This window comes from Verrucosispora sp. SN26_14.1 (assembly GCF_004307965.1).
Lineage (GTDB): Bacteria > Actinomycetota > Actinomycetes > Mycobacteriales > Micromonosporaceae > Micromonospora.
On the sequence record NZ_SISL01000459.1, the window covers coordinates 1 to 4,621 of the forward strand.

Genomic DNA, 4,621 nt, shown 5'->3' on the forward strand with positions numbered 1-4,621 from the left:
ACCGACAACGGCAACACCGTCACCATCGCCGACTCCGCCAACCCCGACCACGCCCGCTACGACCTCCACATCAACGACCTCGCCAACTGGATCGCCACCCGCGGCTACGCCACCACCCACTGACACCCCAACGGCCGGCCCCCACACGGGGGCCGGCCACTGGTGCAAGCACGGGCCCCCCGCTAACGCCTCGCGCATAGCAGGGGGCCCTTCCTAACGTCCGGCTCACCGCGTGGGTGCGATGGCCGCGAGGGTCAGCCGCCGGAGTCGTCCAGCTCGGCGCCGACCGGGACGGTGTCGTCGTCGCGGCTGGCCAGCCAGCCGTCCGGCAGAAAGACCTTGCCCGGGGAGTTGGTCCGCCCACGTGGCTGGCCGAGCGTCTCCACCGGGAACGGCACCGTGGGGTCGAGCTTGCCGAGCAGGTCGTCGAGCTGGGCCAGGCTATCGATCATCGCGAGTGCGCGGCGCACCTCACCGCCGATCGGGAAACCCTTGAGGTACCACGCGACGTGCTTGCGGAAGTCGGTGCAGCCGTCGCGCTCGCCCCGGGCCGGGTTGCGGGCCCCGGCAGTGAACTGCGCGACCAGCAGCTCGGCGTGCCGGCGCATGGTCGTGGCCACCTCGCCGAGGTTCGGCAGTCGCCGCTCGGCACGGCCGTCGAACGCGGCCTCCAGGTCGGCGAAGAGCCACGGCCGACCGAGACAGCCGCGCCCGATCACCACCCCGTCCACGCCGGTGTGCGCGACCATCCGCAGCGCGTCGTCGGCCTCCCAGATGTCGCCGTTGCCGAGCACCGGTACGTCCAGCGCCTGCTTGAGGGTGGCGATGGCGTCCCAGTCCGCGGTGCCCGAGTACCGCTGCGCAGCCGTACGCCCGTGCAGGGCGACCGCGACGACCCCGGCGTCCTGCGCGGCGAGCCCCGCCTCGACGTACGTCAGGTGGGTGTCGTCGATGCCCTTGCGCATCTTGACGGTGACCGGCACCCCGGCGGGTGACGCGGCGTCCACCGCGGCCCGCACCAGGCGGGCGAAGAGTCGGCGGCGCCACGGCAGGGCCGCGCCCCCGCCCCGGCGGGTCACCTTCGGCACCGGGCAGCCGAAGTTGAGGTCGATGTGGTCGGCGAGGTTCTTCTCGACCACGATCCGCACGGCGGCGGCGGTGGTCTCCGGGTCGGTGCCGTAGAGCTGGAGGCTGCGCGGGCTCTCGTCCGCCCCGAAGGCGATCATGCGCAGCGTCTTCGGGTTGCGCTCGACCACCGCGACCGTGGTGATCATCTCGCAGACGTAGATGCCGCCGCCCTGCTCGCGGCAGAGCTGCCGGAAGCCGACGTTGGTGATGCCGGCCATGGGCGCCAGCACGACCGGCGGCCATACCTGGTGCGGCCCGATGGTCAGGGGGCGCAGGACGGGAGCGGTGGTCGGCACGCGCCCAAGTGTAAGGAAGGGCCCCCTGCTAACGCCTCGTGCATAGCAGGGGACCCCTGCTAACGCGACGCATACCACATCGGCACCCGCCCGAGAGGGTTGTCCACAGGCCCGGAGGTCGTCCACAGGTACGGCCGGGAACCACCCACGGGCCACGATCGCGGTCGATGCTGTGCGGCATGCGCAGCCATCCGCCCCACTTCGCCGACCTCGCCGAACACCAGCAGCAGATCGTCAGCCGCGCTCAACTCCTCGCCGCCGGCTTCGACGACATGTATCTCTACCGGCAGGCCCGACGCGGCCTCTGGCAGCGGGTGCTGCCCGCGACGTACGCCCTGGTCACCGGCGCCCTGACCGACGAGCAGCGGCGGATCTCGGCGGCGCTGTACGCCGGGTCCGACGCGCAGCTGACCGGCCTCGCCGCGCTGACCTGGTACGGCTTCCGGCAGAGCCCGCGCACCGACGCCGTGCAGCTCGTCGTGCCGCATCACGCCCGCCGCACGTCCACCGGCTTCGCGGTGATCTCGCGGGCTCTGACACTGGACGACCGGGCCCGCGCCACGCCGCTCTACCCGGTGTGTTCGCCGGCCCGCGCGGTCGTCGACGCGGCACGCGGCCTGCGGCAGCTCCGTCCGGTGCGGGCCGTCGTCGCCGAGGCCGTGCAGCGGGGGTACGCGGACCTCGCCGCCCTGGACGAGGAGATCCGTCGGGCCCGGCGCAGCCGTACGGCGCTGGTCAGGAAGGCGTTCGCCGAGGTGACGCAGGGCGTGCGGTCGGCGCCGGAGGCCGAGCTGCGGGACTGCCTCGCGGCGAGCACGGTGCTGCCGGAGATCCTGTGGAATCCCCGGCTGCGGGACGCGGGGGGCCGGGCGGTGCCGACGCCCGACGGCTACCTGCCGGAGGCGGCGGTGGCTCTGGAGGTCGACTCGCAGGAGTACCACTTCCGCCCCGGCGACTGGGCGCGCACCCTCGACCGGCACAACGAGCTGAGCCGATTCGGCGTGCTGGTGCTGCACTTCACGCCGGCACAGATCCGCCGCGAGCCGGACCGGGTACGGCGGTCGGTGGAGGAGGCGTACGAGTCACGGCGCGGGCTCGGTGTCAACATCCGGTTGCGGGTCGACGTGTCGACGCCACCGACTCCGCCGACCGGCGATCCGCGCGGTTGACGGTGTTAGGAAGGGTCCCCTGCTATACGCCAGGCGTTAACAGGGGACCCTTCCTTTCACTTCAGCAGCCGGGGAGGTGGTCGATCAGGTAGCGCTCGACCTGGTCCAGCGGGATCCGCTCCTGGGCCATGGTGTCCCGGTTCCGGACGGTCACCGCGTTGTCGTCGAGCGTGTCGAAGTCGACCGTGACGCAGAACGGGGTGCCGATCTCGTCCTGCCGACGGTAGCGACGCCCGATCGCCTGCGAGTCGTCGAACTCGACCACCCAGCGCTTGCGCAGGTCGGCGGCGAGCTGCTTGGCCTTCGGCGAGAGCGCCTCGTTGCGGGAGAGCGGGAGCACCGCCACCTTCACCGGGGCCAGCCGGGGGTCGAAGCGCATCACGGTGCGCTTGTCCACGCCGCCCTTGGTGTTCGGCGCCTCGTCCTCGTCGTACGCCTCCAGCAGGAAGGCCAGCACCGCGCGGGTGAGGCCGGCGGCCGGCTCGATCACGTACGGGACCCAGCGCTCCTGCTTGGTCTGGTCGAAGTACGACAGGTCGACGCCGGAGTGCTTGCTGTGCGTGGACAGGTCGAAGTCGGTGCGGTTGGCGATGCCCTCCAGCTCGGCGAACTCGGTGCCGCCGAACCGGAACTTGTACTCGATGTCGACGGTGCGCTTCGAGTAGTGCGAGAGCTTCTCCTGCGGGTGCTCGAAGAAGCGCAGGTTCTCCTCGGCCAGACCGAGGTCGATGTACCAGTTCCAGCGCTCCTGCAACCAGTACTCGTGCCACTGCTCGTCGGTGCCGGGCTCGACGAAGAACTCCATCTCCATCTGCTCGAACTCGCGGGTGCGGAAGATGAAGTTGCCCGGGGTGATCTCGTTGCGGAACGACTTGCCGGTCTGCGCGATGCCGAACGGCGGCTTCTTGCGGGCGACGGTCTCGACGTTCTTGTAGTTGACGAAGATGCCCTGGGCGGTCTCCGGCCGTAGGTAGTGCAGACCCTCGTCGCTCTCCACCGGGCCGAGGTAGGTCTTCATCAGGCCGTTGAACATCCGCGGCTCGGTGAAGGTGCCCTTGTTGCCGCAGTTGGGGCAGTTCAGCTCGGTCAGGGCGGCGAGCGGCTTGCCGTGCTTGGCCTCGTACGCCTCTTCCAGGTGGTCGGCGCGGAACCGCTTGTGGCAGGACTGGCACTCGGTCAGCGGGTCGACGAAGGCGTCCAGGTGTCCGGAGGCGGCCCAGACGTCACGCGAGAGGATCACCGCGGAGTCCAGACCCACCACGTCGTCCCGCTGCTGGACCATGGTCTTCCACCACTGCCGGCGGACGTTCTCCTTGAGCTCCACGCCGAGCGGACCGTAGTCCCACGCCGACCGGGTGCCTCCGTAGATCTCGCTGGAGGGGAAGACGAATCCTCGACGCTTGGCGAGGCTGACGACGGCGTCGATACGGTCGGCTGGCATTTTTCCTCCTACGCCGACTGGCGGTCGGCGGGGACAGTGTGGGATGAATCGAACGGTCCGGGACCACGGTACGACCCCGCCGGTCCTCGGACCCAGCACATTACCTGCGGCCGGTCAGTTGACTCCGCAGACCTCCATGCCACCGGTCTGCTGGTCCTGCTGGAGTACGACCTGTTGGCGCTCCTGGCCGCCACCGCTGAAGGTCACGTCCACCGGCACGGTCAGCGTGGTGGTGTCCACCTGCCCGACCCGGTAGGAGGAGATCTGCGGTTCGGCCGCCGCCCGGCGCTCGAACTCCTGCCGCGACTCGCGGCGCCGGGCGTCCTCGCAGAGCTGGTCGTAGGCCCGGCCGAACTCGCCGTCGGACAGCGCCCGGTAGTAGTCGCCGGAGACGGTGCGTCCCTGCTCGTCGATCGCCTGCACCCCGCTGACCAGCAGGCCGACCACCGCCGTGCCGCCGCCACCGCAGCACAGCACCAGGGCCAGCGCACCGGCGCCGAGGCCGAGCCAGAGCCGGGTACGGCCGCCCTCGGTCGGTGGGGCCGCGAACGGCGGGGCCACGCCGGGCCCGGCGGGCGGTGCCGGTG

Annotated in this window: 4 protein-coding genes; 1 reads left to right on the top strand and 3 read right to left on the bottom strand. The window is 71.1% G+C overall.

Going from position 1 to position 4,621, the window contains the following annotated elements:
* Positions 1–254: 254 nt before the first annotated feature.
* Positions 255–1,424, bottom strand: a complete 1,170-nt coding sequence (dusB, locus tag EYA84_RS27005) for a tRNA dihydrouridine synthase DusB (RefSeq protein WP_131056552.1) — start codon at positions 1,422–1,424, stop codon at positions 255–257.
* Positions 1,425–1,603: 179 nt separating this feature from the next.
* Here dusB and EYA84_RS27010 point away from each other — a divergent pair, with 179 nt between their 5' ends.
* Entirely contained in the window at positions 1,604–2,593 is a 990-nt protein-coding gene (locus tag EYA84_RS27010; RefSeq protein ID WP_236145973.1) for a type IV toxin-antitoxin system AbiEi family antitoxin domain-containing protein, read from the top strand.
* A gap of 61 nt (positions 2,594–2,654) precedes the next feature.
* Here EYA84_RS27010 and EYA84_RS27015 read toward each other — a convergent pair whose 3' ends face one another.
* Together EYA84_RS27015 and EYA84_RS27020 are read right to left on the bottom strand one after the other, a co-directional pair.
* Positions 2,655–4,034, bottom strand: a complete 1,380-nt coding sequence (locus EYA84_RS27015; RefSeq protein WP_131056554.1) for a glycine--tRNA ligase — start codon at positions 4,032–4,034, stop codon at positions 2,655–2,657.
* A gap of 114 nt (positions 4,035–4,148) precedes the next feature.
* On the bottom strand, positions 4,149–4,621 hold a 473-nt coding region (locus EYA84_RS27020; RefSeq protein ID WP_236145974.1), incomplete at its 5' end, for a hypothetical protein.

What these genes read in the sequence shown, in the direction of transcription:
- EYA84_RS27015 (WP_131056554.1), bottom strand. Translation starts at nt 4,034, where the DNA reads ATGCCAGCCGACCGTATCGACGCCGTCGTCAGCCTCGCCAAGCGTCGA.
- EYA84_RS27010 (WP_236145973.1), top strand. Translation starts at nt 1,604, where the DNA reads ATGCGCAGCCATCCGCCCCACTTCGCCGACCTCGCCGAACACCAGCAG.